This is a genomic window from Sorangium sp. So ce394, assembly GCF_051474665.1.
GTDB lineage: Bacteria > Myxococcota_A > Polyangia > Polyangiales > Polyangiaceae > Sorangium > Sorangium cellulosum_D.
Genome location: NZ_CP150339.1, coordinates 8,832,743 through 8,856,208 on the forward strand (window position 1 = coordinate 8,832,743; position 23,466 = coordinate 8,856,208).

At 72.2% G+C, this 23,466-nt stretch carries 14 protein-coding genes; 8 read left to right on the top strand and 6 right to left on the bottom strand.

The window, feature by feature from the left end; genetic code table 11:
- Positions 1-70 precede the first annotated feature (70 nt).
- Together WMF33_RS32465 and WMF33_RS32470 are read right to left on the bottom strand one after the other, a co-directional pair.
- On the bottom strand, positions 71-1,981 hold the full coding sequence (locus tag WMF33_RS32465; protein ID WP_437332265.1) for a glycoside hydrolase family 9 protein: 1,911 nt from the start codon (positions 1,979-1,981) through the stop codon (positions 71-73).
- Positions 1,982-2,409: 428 nt separating this feature from the next.
- Entirely contained in the window at positions 2,410-3,309 is a 900-nt protein-coding gene (locus WMF33_RS32470) for a 1,4-dihydroxy-2-naphthoyl-CoA synthase (protein ID WP_061629811.1), read from the bottom strand.
- Between the two features lie 351 nt (positions 3,310-3,660).
- Here WMF33_RS32470 and WMF33_RS32475 point away from each other — a divergent pair, with 351 nt between their 5' ends.
- The 5 genes from WMF33_RS32475 to WMF33_RS32495 all read left to right on the top strand — a co-directional run bounded on the left by WMF33_RS32475 (position 3,661) and on the right by WMF33_RS32495 (position 9,526).
- On the top strand, positions 3,661-4,833 hold the full coding sequence (locus WMF33_RS32475) for a PAS domain-containing protein (protein ID WP_437332266.1): 1,173 nt from the start codon (positions 3,661-3,663) through the stop codon (positions 4,831-4,833).
- A gap of 181 nt (positions 4,834-5,014) precedes the next feature.
- The gene (locus WMF33_RS32480; protein ID WP_437332267.1) at positions 5,015-6,103 is read left to right on the top strand and encodes a fibrinogen-like YCDxxxxGGGW domain-containing protein; all 1,089 of its coding nucleotides are present in this window, start codon (positions 5,015-5,017) and stop codon (positions 6,101-6,103) included.
- 70 nt (positions 6,104-6,173) lie between these two features.
- On the top strand, positions 6,174-6,695 hold the full coding sequence (locus WMF33_RS32485) for a hypothetical protein (RefSeq protein ID WP_437332268.1): 522 nt from the start codon (positions 6,174-6,176) through the stop codon (positions 6,693-6,695).
- 26 nt (positions 6,696-6,721) lie between these two features.
- On the top strand, positions 6,722-7,357 hold the full coding sequence (locus WMF33_RS32490) for a hypothetical protein (protein ID WP_020738422.1): 636 nt from the start codon (positions 6,722-6,724) through the stop codon (positions 7,355-7,357).
- A 90-nt stretch (positions 7,358-7,447) separates the two neighbouring features.
- Positions 7,448-9,526 (top strand): protein kinase domain-containing protein, encoded by a 2,079-nt coding sequence (locus WMF33_RS32495; RefSeq protein WP_437332269.1) that lies wholly within the window; start codon positions 7,448-7,450, stop codon positions 9,524-9,526.
- Between the two features lie 81 nt (positions 9,527-9,607).
- Here the strand turns inward: WMF33_RS32495 and WMF33_RS32500 are convergent, their stop codons facing one another.
- Both WMF33_RS32500 and WMF33_RS32505 read right to left on the bottom strand, forming a co-directional pair.
- Positions 9,608-10,519, bottom strand: a complete 912-nt coding sequence (locus WMF33_RS32500; protein WP_437332270.1) for a hypothetical protein — start codon at positions 10,517-10,519, stop codon at positions 9,608-9,610.
- Positions 10,520-10,692: 173 nt separating this feature from the next.
- On the bottom strand, positions 10,693-14,667 hold the full coding sequence (locus WMF33_RS32505) for a protein kinase domain-containing protein (protein WP_437332271.1): 3,975 nt from the start codon (positions 14,665-14,667) through the stop codon (positions 10,693-10,695).
- 85 nt (positions 14,668-14,752) lie between these two features.
- Between WMF33_RS32505 and WMF33_RS32510 the strand changes: the two genes are divergently transcribed.
- On the top strand, positions 14,753-16,318 hold the full coding sequence (locus WMF33_RS32510; protein WP_437332272.1) for a serine/threonine-protein kinase: 1,566 nt from the start codon (positions 14,753-14,755) through the stop codon (positions 16,316-16,318).
- A gap of 52 nt (positions 16,319-16,370) precedes the next feature.
- On the opposite strand, the gene WMF33_RS32515 is transcribed toward WMF33_RS32510, so the two are convergent.
- Complete coding sequence (locus tag WMF33_RS32515) at positions 16,371-17,423, bottom strand: class I SAM-dependent methyltransferase (protein WP_437332273.1); 1,053 nt, start codon at positions 17,421-17,423, stop codon at positions 16,371-16,373.
- Positions 17,424-17,578: 155 nt separating this feature from the next.
- Here WMF33_RS32515 and cysS point away from each other — a divergent pair, with 155 nt between their 5' ends.
- The gene (gene cysS, locus WMF33_RS32520; RefSeq protein ID WP_437332274.1) at positions 17,579-19,117 is read left to right on the top strand and encodes a cysteine--tRNA ligase; all 1,539 of its coding nucleotides are present in this window, start codon (positions 17,579-17,581) and stop codon (positions 19,115-19,117) included.
- Between the two features lie 718 nt (positions 19,118-19,835).
- Positions 19,836-22,340: a LamG-like jellyroll fold domain-containing protein gene (locus WMF33_RS32525; protein ID WP_437332275.1), complete on the top strand. Its 2,505-nt coding sequence runs from the start codon at positions 19,836-19,838 to the stop codon at positions 22,338-22,340.
- 129 nt (positions 22,341-22,469) lie between these two features.
- On the opposite strand, the gene WMF33_RS32530 is transcribed toward WMF33_RS32525, so the two are convergent.
- Entirely contained in the window at positions 22,470-23,285 is an 816-nt protein-coding gene (locus tag WMF33_RS32530) for an arylamine N-acetyltransferase family protein (protein WP_437332276.1), read from the bottom strand.
- Between the last annotated feature and the right edge of the window lie 181 nt (positions 23,286-23,466).

The window sequence follows — 23,466 nt, forward strand, 5'->3', positions numbered from 1 at the left end:
TGCCGGCTCCCCCGCGGGGGGAGCGCGCCGCGCGATCACGGGACCGCGCGGCGCTCCCGCGTCGCTCGCGTCACTGGGCGGTCTTGGCCTTCTCGTCGAGCCAGGCGACCGTCCACGCGAACGGGCTGTTCCAGTTGATGGTGATCTCGTTGACCGACCACGCCCCGATGTCGTCGAGGTAGCACCTCTGCGGGGCGCACTTCGCGCGCTCGGGCGTCTCGTCGAGCGCCGCTTGCGCCACCTCATCCTCCAGCCCGGAGTTCGGCCCGCCGGAGACCGCGCCGGGCGGAGCCGACGGGTACTCGGGGTCGACCTGGGCCGCCCAGAAGCGATGGTGCGGGTTCTCGAGCGGGTTCTCGCCGTAGCCGGAGACATAGGACTTGTCCATCGGGTTGCGCCCGAGGAGGTAGTCCGCGCCCGACGCCACGCCGTCGAAGTACTTCTGCTCGCCGGTGAAGTCGTGGGCCAGGGCCAGGACCAGCATGTTGTTGAGCACGAACGAGTTGGAGCCCCAGGGGTAGCCGCCCGCGCCCACCGTGAAGGGCACCCGGTACCCCTCCGTCGCGACGGCCTCGAGGTACTTGTCGGCGATGGCGATCAGCTGGGTGCGGGCCGCCTCGCGCTCCGCCGCGGCGTGCTGGGCCTCGACCACGGCGAGCGAGATGGCGCCCAGCCCGTCGACCTGGCCCCAGGTCATGGCGCTGAACGTGCCGTCCACGCCGATGAGCTCCTTGCTGTAGTCCGACGCCGCGAGCTCGGCCTTGTACGCGGCGTCGCCCGTGGTGAGGAACAGCTCGGCGGCCGCCCAGTAGAACTCGTCGTCCAGGTTCTCGTCGCCGTAGGCGCCGCCGCCCGCAACCATCCCCTCGTTCGGGAGGGTGACCTTCGGGTTCGCCTTCGCCGCGGTCCACGCCCGCGTCGCGGCCTCGAGGCACTTCGCCGAGAACGTGGCGTCGAGCTCCTTCCAGATGCGCGCGGCCTGGGCCGCGGTCGCGGCCAGGTTGAGCGTCGCCGCCGTGGTGACCGGGCGCAGGAAGCGCGGCTGCGTATCCTCGTGCGGCGCCAGCGGCAGGCCGGTCCACGCGAGGTCGTGGATCTTGTGGTGCACCATGCCCGCGTTGGTCTCGCCCTGGGGCACCTGCATCTTGAGCATGAAATCGATCTCCCACCGGGCCTCGTCGAGGAGGTCGGGGATCTGGTTCCCGTTCTCGGGGATCTTCAGCTTGCCGTCGGCGAAATCCCCCGCCGTGGTCCCGAGCGCGACGAACCGCTCGTACTGGTTCAGCAGCGTCCAGGCGGAGATACCGCCGTTGACCACGTACTTGCCGTGATCGCCGGCGTCGTACCACCCGCCCGTGACGTCGAGCGTGTACGAGCAGCCGATGCCGTCGGCGCAGGGCGCCTCGTCCGGCTTGTGCCCCGCCGGGCGCGCGTGGTCCGGGCCGACGTACTGCTCGAGGATCTCGATGCCGGAGCGGTTGTGGTAGAAGTACGCGAGCGCGTCGTACTTCATCTGGGAATAGATGGTCGGGCTCACGTCGAACGGGTGGCTCGACACCGTCCCGACGCGGAGCTTGTAGCCCTCGCCGACGGTGGTGAAGTCGCTGAAGTCGATGGTGTGCACGTGCTCGCCGGAGGCGGCGTCGTCGCCCACGACGCGGGTCGCCCCGCTGTCGACCACGGTGCCGGCCGCGTCGACGAGCTCCCACGCGTGCGGCTTGTCGGCCGCGGCCACGACCGTCGCGACCTTGGCGGCGGCCGGCAGGTACCCGACCTGATTGACGCGAATCAGCTCCGAGCCGGAAGGCGGCACCGTCTCGACCGGCTCCTCGCCGCCCGCGCCGCCCCCGCCCGAGGCCCCCACGCCGCCGTCGCCGCCCGCGCCGCCCGCGCCGCCCGAGGCCCCCGCGCCGCCCGAGCCGTTGTTCGCGCCGTTCGAGGAGCCGTCGTCGCCGCAGCCAACCGCGGTGAGGCCGCCCACGAGCGCCAGGAGAAGCGACCCTCCCAGGGACAGCCATGAACGCTTCCAACCAGCCGACCTACCAGCACAAAGCATGATGAGCATCTCCGGAAGAAGAAGAAGTTGAGGGCCGCGCAGCAGTGAACGATGCGAACGTCACGTCACGGCGCGGCAGCGACACCATTGATGGATACGGTGTGATTGTCAAGCGCAGATAGGCGCCCCTCGCGCCGTACGATCACCCGACCTCGTTGACTCGAGATCACGCATCGCGGCGTCGCGAACATGCCGCATCCGTGCGTCCGCGATGGATTTTTGCAGGTCCGCGCCCCAGTATAGACCGCGGGAGCGGCGCCCGGCCGCCCGGCTCTACATCAATTTTTCTTCATGTTTCCGATGGCTTGCGGGAGGACGTCGGGGCCCTGAAGACATCCGGCGGCGCAGCGCCGTCAGTAGTGCCAGGGAAAGCGCTTGAAATCCGGACGGCGCTTGTCTAGAAAAGCATCCCGACCCTCCTGCGCCTCCTCCGTGCCGTAGGCGAGCCGCGTCGCCTCGCCGGCGAAGAGCTGCTGTCCGACGAGCCCCTCGTCAGGCAGGTTGAAGCCGTACTTCAGCATCCGCATCGCGGTCGGGCTCTTCGAGTTGATGATCGCCCCCCAGCGGAGCGCCTCCTCCTCGAGCTCGGCGTGGGGCACCACGGCGTTGACCATCCCCATCGCCGCCGCCTGCTCCGCCGTGTAATCGAGCCCCAGAAAGAAGATCTCCCGCGCCTTCTTCTGCCCGACCTGCCGCGCGAGCAGCGCCGAGCCATAACCGCTGTCGAAGCTCGCCACGTCCGGGTCCGTCTGCTTGAACATCGCGTGCTCGCGGCTCGCCAGGGTCATGTCGCAGACGACGTGGAGGCTGTGGCCGCCGCCCGCCGCCCAGCCGGGCACCACGGCGATGACGACCTTCGGCATGAACCGGATGAGCCGCTGCACCTCGAGGATGTGGAGCCGGCCGAGCCGCGCCGGATCGGCCTGCCCCGCGCTCTCGCCCTCGTACTTGTAACCGTCCTTCCCGCGGATGCGCTGATCGCCGCCGGAGCAGAACGCCCAGCCGCCGTCCTTCGGAGAAGGCCCGTTGCCGGTGATCAGCACACAACCCACGTCGGAGGTCGTGCGCGCGTGCTCGAGCGCGGTGTACAGCTCATCGACCGTGCGGGGACGAAAGGCATTGCGCACCTCCGGCCGGTTGAACGCGATACGCACGGTGCCCTGATCGACAGCGCGGTGATAGGTGAGATCCTCGAACGAGAAGCCCTCGACCTCACGCCAGCGCGCCGGGTTGAAAATCGCAGAGACGGTCATGGTCCACTCCTTGTGGCGCGGACCCTACCCGCCTCATCATGGCCTTGCAACCTCGCTCACACTGACAACGGATGCCGGCCAGGGGCGAGCACGCACACCCGGCTCCGGCCGCTCCCCGCGGCCTCCGCGCGACGCGGCGGAGCCCACGAAACACTCTTGACATAAAAGTCGATCTCGTGGACAAGCAAGCTCGAAGCATGGGTGGGCTCGACCTCCCGCCGTGCGGACGCGGGCGCTCGCGCGCTCCGGCCGGACGGCGGCGGCGCTCGCCTGCATCGGGACCGGGGAGTCGAGCGGAGCGGCCGGACGCGACGAGGAGCGCGCCGTGCCCGCGCAGGGGAGGACATCGGCTTGAGCCACGAAAAGTTGTTCGAGGTCGCGTCAGGGCTCCTGGCCACGGCGGACGCACGCGGCCATTTCCACGATCTGAACCCCGCCTGGGAGCGGACCCTCGGCTGGTCGCTCGACGAGCTCAAGGCGAAGCCGTACATCGAGTTCGTCCACCCGGGCGACCGGGAGGCCACGCTCGCGGAGACCAACGCCCTCTTCAACGGTCGCACGACATCGCGGTTCGACAACCGCTATCTGTGCAAGGACGGGTCGTACCGCTGGCTCGGCTGGGCCGCCCGCGTGGACATGGCCGAGCCCGCCGAGGGGCGCCTCATCTATGCCACGGCGCTCGACGTGACGAGCGACCGGGAGCAGGCGGCTCGGTTCGAGCAGGTTGCGCAGCTCGCAAAGGTGTACGAGCGGCTGTTCCAGGTCTCGGTGGGCCTGCTCGTGACCCTGGACGCCGAGGGGTACTTCCGGCACGCCAACCCGGCCTGGGAGCGCACCCTGGGGTGGACGCCCGAGGACATGACGTCGCGGCCGTTCATCGAGTTCGTCCACCCCGAGGACCGCGAGGCCACGCTCGCCGAGGCCGCCGCCCTCTTCCAGGGCCGCACGACCATCCGGTTCGACAACCGCTACGCGTGCAAGGACGGCTCGTACAAGTGGCTCGCGTGGACCGCGCACCTCGACGCGGCCGAGGAGCCGGCGAACCGCCTCGTCTATGGCACCGCCCACGACGTCACGTCGTACCGGGAGCTGCTCGGCGAGTTCGAGCGGACGCTCGCGCGGCTCCGCGACTCGATGCAGGCGATGTCGACGCCGCTCATCCCGATCACCGATCGCATCGTGGTCATGCCGCTCGTGGGGCAGATGGACACGGAGCGCGTCAGCCAGGTGATGACCGTCGCGCTCGATGGAGTCCAGTCCAGCCAGGCCCAGATGGTCATCCTCGACGTGACGGGGCTCAAGGAGATCGACACGCGGGTCGCCTCCGCCCTCGTCGACACCGCGAGGGCGCTGCAGCTGCTCGGCGCAAGGACCATCCTGACCGGCATCCGGCCGGCGGTGGCGCAGACGCTCGTCGGGCTCGGGCTCGACCTGGCGGGCCTCATCACGAAGAGCACCCTCCAGAGCGCCATCTCGTTCGCGCTGCAGAGCGGGCAGACCCCGGCCCGGGCCCTCTCCCCCTGACCGTCGCGCGCCGGCGCCGCGGCCGCGCCGGCGCCGCGCGCCACGCCACGCCGCGCCGGCGCCGCGCGCCACGCCGGCGCCGCCCCGGTCGTGCTCGGTCGTTGGGCGGGGCGAGGCGGCTGGTGTATAAGGCAGCGTGGCGCGCGCTCGGTCCTCTCAAGAGTCCCCCCAACACCGCACGGTGCTCGGCCAACGTCCGGTCGCAGGCGCCTGCTGCGCGGCCGTCGTGTGGCTGGCCGCCGCGCCGGCCTGCACGACGAAGGTGCGGAGGTTCGGGGAGGACGGCGCCGGAGGGGGCGCGGGCGGCGCCACGGCGAGCGCCGGCGAGGGCGGCTCGACGGCGAGCGGCGGCGGCGCCTCGGCGAGCGGCGGCGGCGCCTCGGCGAGCAGCGGCGGCGGGCCGTGCGAGCCCGGGAGCCAGAACGGCTGTTACAGCGGACGGCCCGACACGATGAACCGCGGCGTCTGCCGCGGCGGCGTGAGGACCTGCGACGAGGACGGGAAGGGATACGGCCCCTGCGCCGGAGAGGTGCTGCCGGCGTCCGAGCGCTGCGACACCGCCGAGGACGAGGACTGCGACGGTGTGATCAACCAGGGGTGCACCTACGCCCGGTGCGCCGATGTTCCCCGCGGCCAACCGAGCGGCGTGGTCCTCCTCGATCTGGACGGGGCCGGCCCAGAGCCGGAGCTCCCCGTCTACTGCGATCTGACGACGGACGGCGGCGGCTGGGCGCTCGTCTACAACAGCGTCGGCTCCGACGCGGGAGCGACGCTCCCTTTCTGGAACATCCCTTACGCCGAGCGGCTCGGGACCCGGGGAGAGCCGGCGATCTCGCAGAACTATTACCGAGGCTCGCTCTACTTCGTCGGTCGAGAGTACCGCGACGAGATCGAGGATATCGAGGGGACCGTCAAGACGGTCATGCGCGCGACCGCCGAAGGCATCGACTCGGCGACCATGAAGCTCCTCCGCCCCGCGCACGTCTCCGGGAACGCCGACATCTACGTCTCGCAGTTCCTCTCCGGGTGGTCGTCCCAGGACCGCGACGTCGACCCCGACCCGGGGAACTGCGCGCTCCAGAACCAGAACGTCACCCAGCACTACGCGCAGTGCTGGGAATACAACCTCGGCGCGGACGGGGACGAGCCGCGGGCCGACGGCGGCTGGGGCCCCCACCTCGGGACCCACCTCGCGGAGCGGCTCGGGCTCGCCAGCGACGACACACGATTTACACGCGTTCGGCGAATCTCTCGCTGGACGCGGTGGTGAGCCGACCTCGGGGCGCACCTCCGCGGATTTGGTGACAATTTCCGGGCGGCTCGAGTATGCTGCCCCGGCCATGCGCTTCTATGCACTGTGTTTGCTCATGCTCTTCGCGGGCCTCTGCCTGGCGAGCTGCTGGAACAGCGGCGCCTGCGTCGAGGGAGAGGCGTGCGAGTGCTTCAACGGCGACGATTGCTACCTCGGCTGCGACGGTGATTTCTGCGACCAGCGCTGCTTCCAGATGGTCCACTGCGGCGCCGTCTGCGAGCACGGGTGCTCGTTCGAGTGCTTCGACGTCAACGACTGCTCGGCCTCGTGCGGCGACGACTGCGATCTCAACTGCCATAACACCGCGTCGTGCGGCGCCATCTGCGACCGCGGCTGCCGGTACGAGTGCCACGACACGAGCCGGTGCGGCGTCAGCGTCGGGTCGAGCAGCGTCGTGACCTGCCGGAACGTGGGGACCTGCGAGATCGAGTGCCGGGGCTCGTGCCATGTGTTCTGCGAGGCCGTGAGCGGCGAGTGCCGCGTCAGCTGCCCCGACGGCGAGGCCGCGGTCAGCTGCCCGGACGGCTCGCGCGCGTGCGGCGGATGCTGAGGAGACGGAGATCCATGCAGAGAGCGATGACATCGCAGCTTCGCGCGCCGCGCCTCCTGGCCGCCGCGCTCTCGTTCGCGGCGCTGACCGTCGGGTGGGCCGAGGTCGGGGAAGCGCAGATGACGATCAAGCGCCCCGGGGATCGCCCGGATTACAAGGTCGAGCTCGAGCCGCACCTGCTCTTCGCGCCGTTCGAGCCGCTGGGCCCGGGCGTCGGGACGGGCGTCGGCGCGGGCTTCCGCGCCACCATCGATATCGTGCCCGACGGCTTCATCAAGCGCATCAACGACTCGGTGGGGCTCGGCTTCGGCATCGACGGCCTCCACTACGCGGGCAACGGGAATTATCGCGGCGACTGCAGGCGCTTCGAGAACGGGCCCGCGGGCACGCGCATCTGCACCGAGGTCGACGCGTACGGGGACGCGTCGAACTACGTGTTCGGCTCGGTCGTGATGCAGTGGAACTTCTGGCTTCACCGGCGGTGGTCGGTCTTCGGCGAGCCGGGGCTGTCGTTCTATCTGGGCGACCTCGGGCGCGACCCGTACCCCGGGGTCTCACCGGTGGTGTTCATCGGAGGGCGCTTTCACTTCACCGAGAACGTGACGCTCACGATGCGCCTCGGGTATCCCGCGTTCTCGCTCGGCGTGTCGTTCCTCCTGTGAGGTGCGTCGCCGGGAGGCGCGCGCGCCCGCGCCCCTCCCGGCGCTGCGCACCTTCCCCGCGGCGCCGGCCGACCTGATATCCTGCGCCGCATGCCGGAGACGCCGCGATCCGAAGAGCCGCTCGGCTCGGCCGAAGAGCCGCTCGGCTCGGCCGAAGAGCCGCTCGGCTCGGCCTACATCGAGGAGCTCGCGGTGCCGAAGGTCGGCGCGCCGGCCGCCGCGCCGCTGGAGGAGCTCTCGAGCTCGGCGCTCGCCGAGGACATCGAGGCGGCGGCCGCCGCCGGCGCCGCGGGCGGCGACGCGCTGGTCGGGAGCCTGATCTCGGGGCGGTACCGCGTCGACGCGCTCATCGGGGAGGGCGGGATGGGCGCCGTCTACCGCGGCGAACAGGTGCACCTGCGCAAGCGGGTCGCCATCAAGGTGCTCAGGCCGCTCGCCCGGCGGATGCCGGAGCTCGTGGCCCGGTTCGAGCGCGAGGCCGTCGCGGGCGCCCACATCCGGCACCCGAACGTGGTCGCGGCCATCGACTTCGGTCAGCTGGACGACGCGTCGTTCTTCCTCGTCCTCGAGTACGTCGAGGGCACGCCGCTCAAGGACGTGATCGCCGAGGGGCGGCTGCCGCCCGCGCGGGCGCTCCGCATCGCGCGCCAGCTCGCGTCGGCGCTCTCGGCGACGCACGAGAAGGGCATCGTCCACCGCGACGTGAAGCCGCTGAACGTCCTGCTCGACGCGCACGATCAGGTCCGGCTCATCGATTTCGGGCTGGCGAAGGTGAATGTCGATCTCCTGTCCAGCCAGAGCCGGAAGACGGCGGGCCCGACCCCGGCCCTCACGAACGCGGGCGAGGTGTTCGGCACGCTCGCGTACCTGGCGCCGGAGGCGCTGCGCGGGATGGATGCGGTGGACGCGCGCGCGGACCTGTATGCGCTCGGGCTCGTGCTCTACGAGATGCTCACCGGACATCACCCCTTCGACACGAAGAACATCGTCGCGCGGCTCAAGCAGCAGGGCGCGGCGGGGCCGCCGGCCCTCCGCCTGCGCGCGCCGGATCTGGTCGTGCCCTACGAGGTCGAGCAGGCCGTGGCGCGGCTCATGGAGCACGACGCGTCGTTCCGCTACCAGACGGCGGCCGATGCGGTCGCGGCGCTCGACGAGGCGCTGGCGGCGATCGCGCGGGCGGCGGTCGGGAGCGGCGCGCAGGGGTCGCACGCCGCGCAGGCGACGCAGGCCGCGCAGGGAGCGCACGCCGCGCAGGGGGCGCACGCCGGGCCGGGAGCGCAACCCGCGCCGCGAGCGCCAGCTGCGCAGGCGGCGCCGGGGGCGCCGGCGACGCAGCCTGCGCAAGGCGCCCCCAAGGCGGCGCCGCCGGCCTGGTCAGGCCCCCGGAAGACCCTGCTCGCCCACGCGCACCGCCGGCCCGCGCCCTCGGCGCGCTGGGTGCCCCTCGCGGTGGCGCTGGCGACCGCGGCGGCGCTCCCGATCGGCGTCGCGCTCTGGCTCGTCCTCCGGCAGCCCAGGCCAGCCGCGGAGCCGCCCGCGGTCGCCGCCGTGGTCACCCCGCCCGCGCCGATAGCGCCGCCGCCGGCAGCGCCGGCGAGCGCGCCGCCCGAGGAGGACGACCGGGGCGCCGCCGGGCTGCGCGCGCAGCTCGGCAAGGCGGTGGCGATCAGGAACTGGGTGCTCGGCGCGCAGTCGATGCTGGCCCTGGCCGAGGCCGACCCGGAGCTCGTCCTGAGCCGGGGCCTGCGCGAAGAGGTCCTCTCCACGGTGGCGGGCATCGCGTTCGAGGAGGACAACCCGGCGGCGGACCAGATCTTCGACCTGCTCACGAACCGGCTCGGCACCGGCGGGCTGGACGTGCTGCTCGACGTCGTGCGCGCCCGGGGGGGCACGAAGGCGGCCCGGCGCGCCAGCGAGATCCTGGCGAGGCCCGAGGTGATGGCGCGCGCGACCCCCGCGCTCCGCGTCACGTTCGCGTTCCGCAAGGCCACGTGCAACGGCAAGCGGGCGCTGTTCGGCCGCGCCGCGGCCGAGGGGGACGAGCGCACGCTCTTCGAGCTCCAGGTGCTGCACGGCGCCCGGTGCAGGCGGAACGACCCGTGCTGCTTCCGCGAGGACAAGGCGATCGCCGACGCCATCCAGCAGCTGAAGGCGCGCCTCGGGACGTGACGAGGTGCGTGGCCGCGCGGGCAGGCAGCGCGCTGCGCCCGCCGGCGCGCGGCGAGCTCCCCTGCCGCCCGCCGGCGCCGGTCAGAGCAGGCCGCAACCTGGGTAGAGCGGGAGGAGATCCGCGTCGCGTAGCTGGGTCCGGATGGTCTCCGCGTAGCTTGGTCCGAGGATGGGCCCGAGGATCGGCCCGAGCAGCGGCCCGAGCAGCGGGAGCGTGTTGCACGTCTTGTTGCCGGCGGTGTCCTCCGTGCAGGCCAGGTTGCAGAGCCCGACGAAGGCGATCCCGCACGTCGGCACATGACCGCAGAGCCTGTCGAGCTCGAGGAGGTTGAGATCGAGCGGGCAGCTCAGCGATATCCTCGAGAGCTCCCCCGTCAGATCGGGATCGATGCAGGCGAACCCGGCAATGGGCCCGGGGAGGAAGGCGTTTCCGAACATCGTGGCGTCCCGCACGAAGAAATCGAGAAAGGGCGCCTCTTCCGGGGAGCACGCGAGGGCCGGATGGCCGCCCCTCAGCAGGATATCCACATGCGCGCCGGAGCCGTTCAGGTGCTGAAAGATGCACGCCGAAACCCAGCGCTGCTCCGAGAGGTTGAGCGCACGACCTGTCCAGGCCGGCGCAAAACCAAAGGAGCCGTAATACGGATCGCCGTTCGGTGCGTGGACGACCTGACCCTCGGACAGCGCGCAACGTATCGTATAGTCGAGCACGCTCCTCCCGCCCTCGGTGCCGAGCAGCGACGTCGCGGCCAGGACGCCGCCGCCGGCGAGCGCAGCGCCGCCGAGCGCACGGAACGCCGCGCGGTTCTCCTGCGCCCAGAAGTGAGCGGGAGCCAGGCCGTTCGCGCCGATGGGCGCCACCGTGCGGCGCCCCAGCGGCGCCTCCGCCGTCTCGGCCGTTTCGACCGGCTCGACATCGGATGGTCCGATGCACCCCGCCGTGAGCACACAGGCGCCAAGGACACCAACTGCGACGAAGCGAATCGAGGACATTCCGCTTTCCTCCTGGGTCATTACAGCGTCAGACATAAGACTACAAGCGCTGTTTTCTTAATCCCACACTGTTTCATTTTCCAGGAAGACGCGCAATACTGAAAACTGGTATACACTGCGTGCACGGATAGCCGTGCTCGCCCAAACGCGGCGCGGGGACATGGCTTGTCGAATCAAGCCGTCAGGGTTGGACGAACGTCCGTTCGCGACGCCTCCTCCAGCCTGCGCTCCAGCTCGTCGAAGCGAGACAGCCACATGGGGCTCGCCGCGCGGAGCGCCCGCGCGCTCGCGAGCGACTCCTCCGCCTCTCCGGTGTGTCCTCGACGAAGCGCCATTCGAGCACGCCAGTAGAAGAGCTGAAGCGTGTTCTCGACGATGGGCTGGTCTCTCGCGAGCGCGATGGCCTCGTCCCACGACAGAGAGGCGGACCCGGCCGGCCGGAGACCGACCTCGGAGAGCACGAGCTCGAGCAAGGCGTAGTCCCGGACGTCGCCCGGCTCGAGGACGCAGGATCGCGCGATCCACAGGGCCAGCTGGCTGGCTTGCTCGTACTCGTCGAGGACGAGGTGAATCTGCGCGAGCAGGATCGCCGTGTGCGGCACGGGGCGCTCCGAGGCCTGCTCTTCCAGCCACCGGGCGCGCCGCGCGAGCGCGAGCGCCTCACGCTGCCTGTCGCTCCAGTGAAGGAGCACGGCGACGTTGTACGAAGCCATCTTCTCGAGCCACGGATTGCCGATCTCGCGCGCGAGATCGACCGCGCGACGGAGGTCGTCGACCGCGCCAGGCAGCGACCACCTCCAGGCCCACAGCGCGATGCGGTTGATGTACGCGGCGCAGAGGTGGAACCGGTCGCCGGCCGCCGTCAGCAGGGCGATGAGATCGCCGAAGGCCCGCTCGGCCTCCTCGCGGCGGCCCGCCGACGCGAGCTGAAACGACAGCATGATGAGGGCGAGGACGCGCGCGTCGTAGTCGCCCGACGCCCCGGCGCGCTCGGCGCAGTCGGTGAGCTCCGCGATCGACGCCTCGAGCTTCCCCCGCCGCCACGAGGTCCGGCCCTCGGCGACCCGGAGGAGCAGCGCGAGCTCCGGCGAGCGCGCCGCGTCGACGAGCGGCCGCGCCTCGTCCACCCGGCGCGCCGACGCCTCGAAGTCGAAGTCCCAGTCGAGCGCGGTCGCGTCCTCGAGCAGCAGGCTCGCCCTCTGGTGGGCGTCGCCGAGCGCCTCGGCCAGCGCGAGCGCCTCGCCGAAATCGCGGCGCGCCTCCTTCAGGCGGCACATGCGGTACCGGCTCCTGCCGCGCCCCGCGAGCGCGCGCACGCGCCGGCGCGCGTCGCCCGGCGCCGCGACCTGGAGCGCGGCGCCGTAGCGCTGGTCCGCCTCGACGACATGGTGCCGCGCCGACGCGAGATCGCCGAGCGCGAGGTAAGCGTCGGCGGCCTCGGCGCACTCGCCGCTCGCGGCCGCGTGGCGCGCGAGCGCGCGGAGCCCGTCGGTCGAGCCGGCCGCCACCTGCGCCCGCCAGTACGCGAGGGCGCTCAGGTGGATCGCGGCGCGGTGCGCCGGGTCGAGCATCTCGTAGACCGCCTCCTGGAAGATCGCGTTCTGGAACGCGTGGCGGTCGTCCGCGCCGCCGCCGACCTCGCTGTCGCGCAGCAGGATCCGCCGCTCGACGAGCGCCGAGAGCCCGAAGCCCGCGTCGACCATCGAGCCGGCGGCGCCCGCGCGCTCCAGGCCGTCCAGCACCGCCTCGAGCTCGGCGCGATCGAACGACATGCCGAGCGCCGAGCAGACCCGGGCGCACGCGGCGAGCTCCGCCGGGAGCTCGTCGAGCTGCCGCGCCGCGAGCCACTGCCACGCCGGCGCGGGCGGCAGCGCCTCGACCTCCGCGGTCGCGAGGTAGAAGCCGCCGCCGGCGCGCCGGCGCACGACCCCGGCGTGCTTGAGGGAGCGGACGATCTGGCGCAGGCAGTCCGGGTTGCCCCCCGCCCAGTCGGCCAGGCGGCGGAGGGTCTCGGCCGGCGGGAACTCGGCGGGCAGGAGCAGCCGCGACGCGAGGTCCATCGCCGCCTCCTCCGCGAGCGGCGCGAGCGTCACGCGGGTGTGGCGCTGGTTGCGCTGGCCCCAGCTGGGGCGGGCGTGCTCGAAGCGCGGGCGCGCGGTCACGACCGCCCAGAGCAGGACGCCCTCGCCGTCGAGCGTGGCGTACTCCAGGGCGTCGAGCAGCACGTCGTCCGCCTGGTCGGCGTCGTCGAGGATGACGGCGAGCGGGCCGCGGCGCGCCCGCTGGCGGAGCGCCTCGGCGAGCGCCAGCATCAGGCCGTGGCGGGCCGCGCCGGACAGCCGTCCGCCCCCCGGATCCGCCCAGCCGAGCGCCGCCGCGACCGCCTCCCACGTCGCGCTGCCGAGCGGCTCGCCGAGCCGCGCCACGCAGAAGCCCCGCGGGTCGTCGGGCGCGTCGTCGGGCGCGTCGAGCGCGACGCGGAGGAGCGCGCGCACCGCCTGCGCGGCGCCGCCGTGGATGGGGTGGAGCGCGCGCACGACCACCACGCGCACGTCCGGGACCGGCACGCCGGCGATGCAGGCGGCCTCGGCCGTGAGGCGCGACTTGCCGAGGCCGGCGTCGCCGATCAGCGTGAACAGGCCGGGGCACGCCCCGTCGAAGGCCTCGGTCGCGCTGCCCGCGAGCGCCGAGAGCACGTCGTCGCGGCCGAGCAGCGGCGGCTCGCCCAGGCTCTCCGGGTCGTCCGGCGGCGTGGGGGCGAGCTCCTCCTCGGGCAGCGCGCGCTGGAACTCCTCGGTCATCGCGAGGCCCCGCCACGGCTCGGGGGGGAGCCACGTCTCGGGGCGCTCGACCGGGGAGCCGTAGGCCGCGTGCATGCCGCCGGGGACCCGGCGCAGGCGCACGCTGGCGAGGTGCAGCGCGACGCGCGCGCCGCCGCGCTCCGCGATCTCGCGCGCCGCGGCGAGGGCGGCGCGGGCCGGGTCGTGGACGTCCCGCGCGGAGAACACGGCGAGGCAGCGCTGCCCCCGCTGCCGCGCGACGAACCCCCGGCGGCTGCCGACCGCCGCGATCACCGGCCCGGCGCCGGCCTCGGCGAGGAGCAGCGCGACCGGCTGGCGCCCCTCGGCGGCGGCCGTGGCGACGCCGTCGCCCGGCCGCGACGACCGCGGCCCGGAGCGCGGCGACGACGGCGGCGGGAGGGTGTCGGCGGCGGGGCGCGCGCGCAGGGCGTGCAGGGTGCGCCGGAGCGCGGCGGCGCTGGCGGGCCGGCGGCTCGGGTCCTTGGCGAGGCAGGCGAGCGTGAGCTCCTCGAGCCCCTCGGGGACGTCCGCGAGGTCGCTCGGGCGCGGCGGGCGCAGCGCCAGGTGGCCGTGCTCGATGGCGTCCTCGTTCCCGACGAACGGCGGGCGCAGGGTGAGCAGCTCGAACAGGACGACGCCGAACGCGTAGATGTCGGCGCGCGCGTCGATCCGCGCGGCGTCGCCCCGGAGCTGCTCCGGGGCCATGTACTCCGGCGTCCCCACGACGTCGCCGGCGCGCGTGGCGCGGACCGACGAGGCCGGCTGGTCGTCGCCCGGGGCGAGCTTCGCGAGGCCGAAATCGAGCAGCACGGCGCGGCCGCTCGCGCGGAGCAGGAAGAGGTTCTCCGGCTTGAGATCGCGGTGGACGACCCCGCGCGCGTGCGCCGCCTCGAGCACCGCGAGGATCGCGTCCGCGCGCCCGGCGGCGCGGTCCGGGTCGAGCGGGGCGCGGAGCGCGGCGAGCTCGTCGGCCAGGGTCCGGCCGAAGAGCCGCTCCATCGCGAGGTAAGGCCGGCCGTCGGCGAGCTCGCCCTGGGCGTACAGCTGCGCGACGTGGGGCACCCCCACGCGCTCGAGGAGCGCGGCCTCGCGCCGGAACCGCTCGCGGACGCTCGCCGCCGCCTGCCGCGCCACCTTGATGGCCGCCGGCGCGCCGTCGTCGTCCCGCTCCGCGGCCCAGACGTCCGAGAAGCCGCCGCGCCCGAGCGGCCCCTGCAGCGAGAAGCCGTCGATCGCGGGCGCCGCGCCTGCCACGACGTCGGGCTCGCCGGGCGGCGGCGTGAAGCCATCCCTGGCGCACGGCGCGCCGTCGGCGAGCCGCCCGTGACATACGGCGCAGCGGTGCATGATCGGCTCGATTTCGGGCAGCCGACGGTCGCGTTGGACACCGGCTTACTCCTACAGTAACGCAGGAAGTCGACGGCTGTCATGTATGAAGACCTCCTCTCGAGACGATGAGCCGTCCCTCGCCGAGCCGGCGGTGGACGCGCCCGTCGCGCCCGCGGCGGGCGCGACGGCGGCCGGCACGGCGCCGACCTGGGACCAGCGCACGCTCGATACGCGCGATCGCGAGGGCGACGGCCCCGGCATCCCGATCGCCGCGGCGCCGCGGGCGGGCGAATACCTCCTCGACGGGGTGATCGCCGAGGGCGGGTTCGGCGTCGTCTACCGCGCGGTGCACGCGACGAGCGGGGCGCCGGCGGCGGTCAAGATCATGCACGCCGAGCTCATCTCGCGCACCGACGTGGTGCTCCGGTTCCAGCGCGAGGTCGACGCGATCGGGCGGATCCGGCACCCGAACGTCGTCGAGATCCTCGACGTCGGGCAGCTCGAGGACGGGCGGCCCTACTACGCGATGGAGCTGCTGCAGGGCAGGAGCCTCGAGCAGCACCTGTTCTCGCGCGGCCGGCTCCCGGCCGACGAGGCGCTCGCGATCCTCGATCCGCTCTGCAGCGCGCTCGCCGCGGTCCACGCGCTCGGGATCATCCACCGGGACGTGAAGCCCTCGAACGTGATCCTGTGCGAGCAGGGCGGCGGGCTCCGGGTGGTGCTGCTCGACTTCGGCATCGCGAAGCTGCTCGGCACGACGGATCTCTCGCTCACGTCGTCGCGGCACGTCGTGGGGACGCCGGCGTTCATGTCGCCCGAGCAGCTCCTGAACCGGCCGGTCGACATGCGGACCGACGTCTACGCGCTCGGCGCGCTGCTCTACACGATGATCGCGGGCGCCATGCCCTTCTCGGCGAGCGCGTACCCGGTGCTGCGCCACCTGCACCTCCACCAGGCGCCGCCCCGCCCGAGCCTGCACGCGCCGGTCGACCCGGCGTTCGACGACATCGTCGTGCGGGCCATGAGCAAGGACCCCGCGGGCCGCCACCCGGACGTCGCCGCGTTCCTGGAGGACGTGCGGGCCGCGACGGCGCGGGTCCTCCGCACCGACGCGAAGGAGGCGGGGCGCGTCCGCCGCCTCGCCATCGGGATGCTCGTCGAGGTCCTCGCCGAGACCCGGGCGCTCGAGGCGCCGACCGACTCCTTCCTGACCGATTTCGAGGCGGTGCTCCCGGAGGCGATGACCGAGCTCGCGACCGCGGGGTTCTCGCCGCTCGCGGTCACGAGCACCAGCGTGCTGCTCTCGGCGGACTGGCCGCGCGACGAGCGCGGCGCCGAGGAGGCGCGCCGCCGCGCGATCGCGGCCGCGCTCGCGCTGTACGAGCGGATCGCCGGGCCGGACCGGCGCGACCTGCGGGTCGGCGTGCGCTTCTGCCTCCACGCCGGCGACGTGGTGGTCACCGAGGACGGCTCGGTGGTGGGCGGGAACGTGCTCGAGCTCTCCTCGTGCCTGCCGGAGACGGCGGCGACGGGCGTCTACGCGTCGCCGGCCATGCTGGACGGCCTCGGCTTCACGTCGCACCGGGCCACGGGGGCCCCGGGCGCCGCGATCCCGATGCGCCGCGTGGCCGCGCGGCCGCCCTCGGACGGCGCCGCGGCGCCCGCGTAGCGGCGGGTCGGCGCGGCGCGCGAGGCGCGGGTGGGATGTGCGCGGGCGGGGGTCAGCGGGCGGGCTTCACGAACTTGAGGGTCATCCGGTCGCTCTCGCCGATGGCGGCGTAGCGCGCGCGGTCCTTGTCGCCGAGGCGGAAGTTCGGCGGCAGCGTCCAGACCCCTTCCGGATAGTCCTTCGTGTCCTTCGGATTGGCGTTCACCTCGGACTTGGTCGCGAGCTTGAAGCCGGCCGACTCGACCTTCTGGATCACCCACGCTTCCGGGAGGTATCCCTGCTTGGCGCTCTCGTCGGGGTTCGCGTCGGGCTTGGCGCGGTGCTGCACGATGCCGAAGACGCCGCCCGGCTTGAGCGCCTTGAACGCCTCGGCGACGTAGGTGTCGAATTTGCCGTTCCGATGCCAGCCGTGCGCCTCGCGGATGGCGAGCACGAGGTCGGCCTTGCCGTCGATTCCGAGCTTCGGGTTGTCGCGGTCGATGACGACGACATCGACCTTGCCGAACAGGTCGGGCGACTTATCGAGCGTGCGCTTCAGCCGCTTGCCATAGAGGGTGTTGCGCGAGTCCGCGGGGCCGTTCGGGTCGAAGGACGTGACGATGAGCTTGCCCTTCTTGGCGAGCACGGGCGCGAGCAGCTCGGTGTACCAGCCCTCCCCTGCCCCGAGCTCGACGACGGTGCTCGTCGGCTTGAGGCCGAAGAACTCCAGGGTCTCGACGGGGTGGCGGGCCGCGTCCCGCTCGGCGTTGCCCGGGACGCGGTGCTTGCTCTTGAGCGCCGCGCGCAGCGCCGCGCCGGCGCTCGGGTGATTGGCCGCGAGGAGCGCCTTCACCTCGGCCTTGAGCGCGTCGTCGAACCGCGCGGCCTCCTGGTCGGCCTTGGCCTCCATGGCCTTCGTGTCCTCGGCGAGCTTGGCCAGCTCCGCCTTCTTCTTCTCCTCTGCCGGATCCACCGGGGGCGGGGCCGCCGCCTCGGGCTGCGCGGCCGGCTCGGCGGCCGGAGCCGGAGCCGGCGGCGGAGCGGTCTCGACGGGCGGCGGGTTGGACGCGCAGGCGGCGAGCGCGCCCGTGAGGACGAACAGCAAGGTCCTTGAAGTGATGTGCATGCACGCCTGCGTAGATCGAAGATACGACGGGCGCAAGCGTGCGGAAAACCACGGGAACCACGGGAACGGCGGCGATGTTCCGCGTTGACCGGGGAGCGGCGCCAGGGTAGCGTACGCGGTCCGGGGGGCAGCTCGCACATTCACGCAGGTGGCCGATGCCGCTCAAGGTCCATAACACGCTCACGAGGAAGAAGGAGCCATTCGTCTCCGCCCAGCCGAAGATCGTGCGCATCTACACATGCGGCCTCACGGTCTACGCGCCGATGCACATCGGTCACGCGCGCACCTACTGCTTCTGGGACGTCTTCCGCCGCTACCTCGAGTACCGCGGCAATCACGTGCTGAGCATCATCAACTACACGGACATCGACGACCGCATCATGCAGCGCGCGAACGAGCGCGAGGGCGCGGTTGACGTCGCCGAGCGGAACATCGCGGCCTTCCGGCGCGACTGCCGCAAGCTCCACATCAAGGACTACGCCGTCTACACGCGCGCCACCGACTTCGTCGACGAGCAGGTCGACATGGTGAAGCGCCTCATCGAGAAGGGCCACGCGTACTCGGTGAACGGCGAGGTCTTCTACGAGGTCGCCACGTGCCCCTCCTATGGTGAGCTCTCGGGGCGCAAGGTCGACGAGCAGGAGGTCGGGGCGAGCGGCCGCGTCGAGGAGGACTTCGCGCGGAAGCGGCACCCGGCGGATTTCAGCCTCTGGAAGCCGACCTCCCCGGACCAGCCGAGCTGGCCGACCGGAGAGGGCGCGTGGCCGACGGGGCGGCCCGGCTGGCACATCGAGTGCTCGGCGATGAGCACGGCGCTGCTGGGCGACCATTTCGACGTCCACGGGGGCGGAATCGACAACATGTTCCCGCACCACGAGAACGAGATCGCGCAGAGCGAGCCGCTCTGCGGGAGGCCGTGGGTGCGCTACTGGCTGCACCCCGAGCACCTCGATCTCAAGGAGGTGAAGATGTCGAAGAGCCTCGGGAACGTCATCTCCGTCGAGGAGCTGCTGTCCCGGCACGGCCACGACGAGGCGCGGTGGTTCTTCGTGACGCACCATTACCGGTGCAAGCTCCCGTTCGGCTGGGATCTGCTCCAGCAGAGCGCCCAGGGCTACGCGCGCATCAAGAAGCTCGCGGCGGTCCTCGCCGAGAAGCTGCGCGGCGCGGGGGAGGAGCCGCTCGCGCCGGGCGCGTATGCGTCGCAGCGGCCCGAGGAGGAGCGGTTCCCGAGGATGCGCCACCAGTACGTCCACGGCCAGTTCAAGGAGCACACCGAGCGGTTCATCGCGCGCTTCGTCGAGGCGATGGACGACGACCTGAACACGCCGAACGCGGTGGCGGCCTTCTTCGATTACGTGAGCGCGCTCTATTCGGCGGGGATCGAGCAGTGCGACGACCGCGCGTCGCTGCTCGCGGTGTACCGGGCGGTGGCGCGCCATCTCTGGGTCTTCGGCGTGGAGATGGCCGAGCCGGCGCTCTATCCGGCGCTCGTGGCCGACTATGCGGTCGCCCCTTCCGAGAGCGCGGCGGGGCGCGGGGGCGACGCCGCCATCGACCGGCTGATCGCGATGCGCCAGGCCGCGCGGAAGGCGAAGGATTTCGCGAAGGCGGACGCCATCCGCAACCTGCTGGCCGAGGCCGGCGTCGTCCTCGAAGACACCCCCACCGGCCCCCGCTGGACCTCGTCCTGAGGAGCCCTCCCGCTTCGGATACGGGCCCATCTCGACGTTTTCGGTGCTCGGCGTACAAGAGTACGCCTCCGCGCCGAAAACGCCGATCTGGGCCCGTCTCCTGTGCGGGAGGGCTCCGCTGACGTGGGTCAGAGATTCGGGGGGAGGGCCGTCTGCTGCGCGAGAGGGCTCCGCTGACGTGTATCAGAGATCAGGGGTGAGGTTGTAGCGGGGGGAGCGGCGGAAACTTGCCGGGATCGACCGGGGCACCGCGGCCGCCAGGAGCGCGGCGCGACGGGCGTTGCTGCGCATAACGACGTCGCGCAGGGCGACGGACGTCAGAGGCGCGGCGTTCGGGACGAAGAGCGACGGGCGCGCGGCTCCAGAGAGGAGCTTTGGCGTAGACGCGGCGCAGCGGCGCACGATGAGGACGCGTCGGAAGCGTGCTTGTGGGGGCTCGAGCCCCCCGCCTGCCATCGTAAAAATGGTGTGCCAGATGTGCCAGTGTCGGCCTCCTGCGACATGGCCAGGCAGGCTGGGGTCGATGCGGCAAGGGGGAAATCGCCGTCCAGCAGCGGGCATATCCATTGCTTGAGAAACAATGGGGCGCTCCGCACCAGCGCCCAAGCCCGAACAGCCCGGTCGGGTCTGAACCAACGCCTGCTCGCGTCACCAGCCGCAGATCGCGCTGCGGCCGGACCACGCTCGTGCAGTCAACTCTTACCCAACGAGAACGTAGATGCGGAACCTCTCCTTCGGCTTCGCCCATCCTCTCGCAACCAAAACCAGCTCGGCTGCGGTCCTCGCCCTGTTCGCCCTGGGCGCCGCCGCATGCGGAAGCTATGGCGTCGATGAAGGCTCGCTCGGCAACGCAGAGCTGGCGCTCGACGAGGCGGAAGGCGCCTCGATCGCCGTCAGCGTCGGCGTCGGGGGCAGCGGCGGCAGCGGCACCGGCGGCAGCGGCACCGGCGGAATCAGCACCGGCATCAGCAGCAGCAGCAGCAGCAGCACCGGCGTCGGCGGGGGCACCGGCGGCGGGCCGGTCGAGCCAACCCCGGTCGGGCCGCCCGCGGTCGCCTTCTGGCAGTTCGACGACTGCAACGGCTCGACGACGGAGCTGCTCGATTCGTCAGGCAACGGCACGACCGCCACCCGCTCGGCCAGCGCCGCCTGCGCTCAGGGCATCAGCGGCCTCGCCATCTCGTTCGACCAGAAAAAAGACACCGTCAGCGCCGACGACAATCCCCTCTTCACCTTCGGAAAGAACCTCGCGGTCGCGGCGTGGGTCAACCCGACCTCGGTGTCCGAGTCGACCCTGCAGACGATCGTGCAAGAGCGAGACAGCGGAGACAGGGGCTTCTCGCTCGGCATCCGCAACGGCGAGGCGCGGTTCGCCGTGACCCTGACCGACGGCCGGACCGTCACCTCCCGCGCTCCCATCGAGGCCAACGTGTGGACGCACGTCGCGGGCATCTACGACGGCAGGTTCGTGCGGCTGTTCCTGAACGGCGAGCAGGTCGGGCAGCTCAGCGCCGCAGGCACGATCCGCGACGTCAACGCGCCCATCCACATCGGCGGCAACGAGCAGAAGCAGCAGCGCTTCACGGGCCTGATCGACGAGGTGTGGCTCTCCGCCAGCCCGACGACCGCGAGCGAGATCGCTCAGCTCTCCTGCCTCAGGCGGCCCGGGACGATCACCGTCACGCCCGCGAGCAGCGGGCCGGTCCCCCCGAACACGCCGGTGGCGTACCAGGTCGCCGTCGCCAACAACGATGTCGGCGCGTGCGCCCCGGGGGACTATGCCCTCCAGATCTTCAACCCGTCGCCGGGCATCAACGTCTCCGGAGATACCACGTTCATCCCCGGCGTCCCGCCAGGGAGCACGGCGACCTTCGCGGTCACCGTGAACGGCACCGAGGACGCGGATCCCGGCGTCCACGAGATCCCCTTCGACGTGCTCAATTTCAGCTCGACCGAGCTCCTCGTCGGCTCAGGCGCCCTCAACTTCGAGCTCGCCGAGCCCACCGGCTGCTTCGTCCGGACGAGCCGCGAGATCTTCGTGAAGCACCTCAGCGTCGTCGAGGATCCCATCCGCACGACCTTCAATGGGCCGCCGGAAGACCCCCGGACCGGCGCGTGGACGTTCGCGCGCCTCATGGAGGACATGGCCCCCACGCCCGCCGAGGCGCCGGCCATGGTCGAGCAAATGCTCAATACCTGGCTGACCGACCAGGTCGTGAACGGCTTCACGGTGCCGGCGCGCCCGGCCATTCAGCAGGTCGTGCTCGACGAGTGGCCGAGGAGCCCCGACGGGTCGCTCGACCTGACGCAGGCGCCGCTCCTGCTGCTCGGCATCGTCAACAGGATCGACGTGCGGAACCTCGCCGAAGGTCACGCCGGCGAGGGGCGCTTCGTGTTCGGCGTCGTGAGCCAGGGCTTCCCGCAGCAGTTCACCATCATCCTGGAGTACAAGCTCCCCGCGTCGACCGAGGCCGACGTGCTCGACTGGGCGAACGACTGGCACGCCCTCGGCAGCCTGCCCTTCCCGTCCGAGGAGTACAACGCCGCCCTCCAGGACATCACCTCCCGGTTCGCGGGCCGGAACGCCGCGCCCGGCAGGCCGAACGGGAGCTCGCTCGGGCAGCTCCGCACGAACGAGATCGCGCTGGCAGGCCCGTGGGAGCTGCGCGAGTTCGTCCTCTCGGCCGACACGGGCTTCTTGCGCCCGGAGACCGTCAAGCTGACGCCGGACATCGGCTTCGACGGCTCGGCCACGCTCGCGGCCTACGTGAACCAGAACGAGGCGGCGATCGTCGCGGAGCAACACACGGTGCCTGACTCGTTCCAGGGGAGCCCGTTCCTCGGCGGCTCGTCGTTCAACAACCTGACGGCGTGGACGGCCCCGGGCATCCTCAACAACGAGGCGCGGCACAAGTTCTCGCTCAACACCTGCAACGGGTGCCACGGGGCCGCGGAGACCGGGACGCCGTTCCTGCACGTGAACCCGAGGTCGCTCGGGGGCGAGGCGACGCTGTCCGGCTTCATGACCGGCATCAACATGCCTGACCCGGTGACCGGCGAGCTGCGCTTCTTGAACGACCTCGGGCGCCGGAACCAGGACCTGAAGGCGCTGGTCTGCGAGCCCGCCCCGATCTTCGCAGGCGCCGCGGGGCGCGGCGGCGCGGCCGGCGCGGCCGCGAGCCGCTCGGCGTTCATCCGCCGCGGCATCGGGCGCGTCCACTGACGCGGCAGCGCGACGGGCGGCGGGCGCGGCCGGCGAGCCGCGCCCGCCGGCCCGTCGCCGCCTCGCCCCCGCGACGGCCCGCGCCCGAGGCGGCGCGCGCCGGACATCCCCGCTCGCGGGGCCGCCGCTTCAGCCGTTCAGGCCAGCGCAGGAGAGCCGCGCTCCGGCCGGGAGCTCCAGCCCGAAGCGGGTCTTCAGGACGTCGAGGAGCTCGTCGTCCCCGAGCTCGAACCACTGGACCTGGCCGCCCCGGAGCACCCCCAGCTGGCGGTTGCGCAGCGTCACGCGCGCCTCCGGCGAGGAGATCGCCGCGAGCACATTGCTCACGAACAGCGAGTCGGGGTGGGTGGACGTGTAATGGTTCGCCACCTCGTAATCGACCGGGAATTGCTCCTCGAGCGTGAACGCATAGAGGTCCTGCCACGGCTCGCGCCCCCTCGACTCGAGCACCCACGCGTCGCCCTCCCGGCGCAGGCCGACCACATCGTGCGCCTGCGCCTGGCTCTCCCCCTCCACGAGCCGGATCGGCTGCGTGAGGCCCGGACCGCCGAAGCCGACGTCCGCGATGAACGGCCCTTCGGGCAGCTCGATCAGGGACAGCATATGAGTCCGCGGGCCGATATCGCTCCGATGGTACCTCACCCGCGCGATGAGCGTCGTGACCTTGAATCCGATCCGGCGCAGCGCCGCGACGAACAGGGTGTTCTGCTCGAAGCAGTAGCCGCCGCGGCGCGCCTTGACGAGCTTTTCCTGCACGCCGGCCAGGTCGATGCGGATCGGCCGGCCGAGGAGGACATCGAGGTTCTCGAAAGGGATGGAGTAGGAGTGCGCGGTGTGCAGCGCATCGAGCACCTCCCGCGTGGCAGCGAGCGCCCCGCGGTAGCCGATGCGGGCGAGATAGGCGTCAAGGTCGAGCGAAGCGGTATCGGGTGCGGGCGGATGCATTGGGCCCACAAGGATACGCGCGTCGCCCCCGGCCGCGCCAGACGGAAGCTCCGCGAAGGCCGCGGGGCCGCCGGAGCGGAGCCGTCGTCGCGCGCGCTCGAGCCCGCATCGCTGCGCCGCGCGCCGCGCGCCTTCGCGGCCCGAGCTGCGGTGGACGCGGTGGACGGCAGACGTCGATACG

Bases quoted from the DNA above. Each gene is read 5' to 3' on its own strand.
- WMF33_RS32470 (WP_061629811.1), bottom strand. From the start codon at position 3,309: ATGACCGTCTCTGCGATTTTCAACCCGGCGCGCTGGCGTGAGGTCGAG.
- WMF33_RS32485 (WP_437332268.1), top strand. From the start codon at position 6,174: ATGCGCTTCTATGCACTGTGTTTGCTCATGCTCTTCGCGGGCCTCTGC.
- WMF33_RS32490 (WP_020738422.1), top strand. From the start codon at position 6,722: ATGACATCGCAGCTTCGCGCGCCGCGCCTCCTGGCCGCCGCGCTCTCG.
- WMF33_RS32495 (WP_437332269.1), top strand. From the start codon at position 7,448: ATGCCGGAGACGCCGCGATCCGAAGAGCCGCTCGGCTCGGCCGAAGAG.
- WMF33_RS32500 (WP_437332270.1), bottom strand. From the start codon at position 10,519: ATGTCCTCGATTCGCTTCGTCGCAGTTGGTGTCCTTGGCGCCTGTGTG.
- WMF33_RS32505 (WP_437332271.1), bottom strand. From the start codon at position 14,667: ATGCACCGCTGCGCCGTATGTCACGGGCGGCTCGCCGACGGCGCGCCG.
- WMF33_RS32510 (WP_437332272.1), top strand. From the start codon at position 14,753: ATGAAGACCTCCTCTCGAGACGATGAGCCGTCCCTCGCCGAGCCGGCG.
- WMF33_RS32515 (WP_437332273.1), bottom strand. From the start codon at position 17,423: ATGCACATCACTTCAAGGACCTTGCTGTTCGTCCTCACGGGCGCGCTC.
- cysS (WP_437332274.1), top strand. From the start codon at position 17,579: ATGCCGCTCAAGGTCCATAACACGCTCACGAGGAAGAAGGAGCCATTC.
- WMF33_RS32525 (WP_437332275.1), top strand. From the start codon at position 19,836: ATGCGGAACCTCTCCTTCGGCTTCGCCCATCCTCTCGCAACCAAAACC.
- WMF33_RS32530 (WP_437332276.1), bottom strand. From the start codon at position 23,285: ATGCATCCGCCCGCACCCGATACCGCTTCGCTCGACCTTGACGCCTAT.